This window comes from Streptomyces sp. SM1 (assembly GCF_002910825.1).
GTDB lineage: Bacteria > Actinomycetota > Actinomycetes > Streptomycetales > Streptomycetaceae > Streptomyces > Streptomyces okerensis.
This window is the reverse complement of record NZ_NEUB01000503.1, coordinates 1-1,211: the sequence shown is the minus strand read 5'-3', so window position 1 is coordinate 1,211 and position 1,211 is coordinate 1. Positions and strand designations below refer to the sequence as shown.

The window sequence follows — 1,211 nt, the reverse complement described above, 5'->3', positions numbered from 1 at the left end:
GCTGGCTGCACACCCAGGGCGAGGCCATGCCGGCCGCGATCTCCGTCGGCCGGCGGTGGCACGGAGGGGGCGACGGCCGACGGTGACACGGCTTCGGAACCGGGGACGGGGGCCGGGGGCGGCGCACCGGCGGGCGGGCCGCCGTGCCGGTCCCAGTACGCGGCCAGCCAGACGGCGTCGGCGAGGTCCTGCCAGCGTGACCCGGTCCGGTCCGGGGCGTCCCTGGTCGTCGCTCCGTACCCGCCCGCCCGGTCGGCGGACTCGGGGAACGCCGAAGGAGGCGACGACCCCGATACGGGGAACCCGTCGCCGGGCCCGGATGCGTGCTCCCTGGGATAGCCCTTCAATTCAGCGGCCCTTCGCGAGATCGCGCAGGAGCATTTCGACGAGCTTACGCCCGTGACCATCCGCCTGGAAACCACCCGCCGTAGTCATCTGGACAGCGTTGAGCAACTGGTCGAGCGAGTGGGTGCCGCCCGCCTGGACGCGCTGGACGAACAGGTCCACCAGGTCTTCCGTGCCCTGGGGCCGGGCACCGAGGTGCCCCTCCACCATGGCCAGCAGCTGCTCCCGCGTGGGCGTGCGCATCTCCAGTGGCAGACACCGCCGGCGAAAAGCGGCCGGAAACTCACGCTCTCCGTTGCTGGTGATCACCACGACCGGGAACTCCCGGCATTCGACCCGGCCGCCCAGCACATCGGCGCGGCTTCCGGGGTCGCTGGTGTGGACGCGGGCCGAGTCCGCGGCGTCACGCACCAGTTCCGGGACGTCATAGCTGCCATTCTCCAGAACGTGCAACAGGTCGTTGGGCAGGTCGATATCGCTCTTGTCGAGCTCGTCGACAAGAAGCACCCGAGGTCGATCGTAGGGCAGCAGGGCGGTACCGAGCGGACCGAGAGTGATGAAGTCACCGAGCGCCGGGGAAAGTTGACGCGTACGTGACTGACCGGCGCCGTCCACCGGCGGTTCCGGCCCGTCGCTCTCGGCCGCGCTCTCCAGCCCCGCGCGCCAGGCGGCGATGGCCTGCGCCCTGCCCATGGCGTCATGGGCGTACAGACCGTCCCGGAGGGTGGTGCGGCTGACGACGTTCCATTCGAGTACCCGGCCCAGGCCGAGTTCCCGGGAGATCAGATAGGCGAGGGTGGACTTGCCGACGCCGGGCGGTCCGGTGATCAGCAACGGCCGGCGCAGCAGCAGCGCGGCGTTGACGA

General features: G+C 71.1%; 1 protein-coding gene and 1 pseudogene. Both read right to left on the bottom strand.

From position 1 onward, the window contains the following. Positions 1-347: pseudogene (locus B9S61_RS41545) on the bottom strand (hypothetical protein); the annotation flags it as partial. A 1-nt stretch (position 348) separates the two neighbouring features. Then, positions 349-1,211: MoxR family ATPase (locus B9S61_RS12305; protein WP_103542286.1), on the bottom strand; the 863-nt coding region annotated here is incomplete at its 5' end.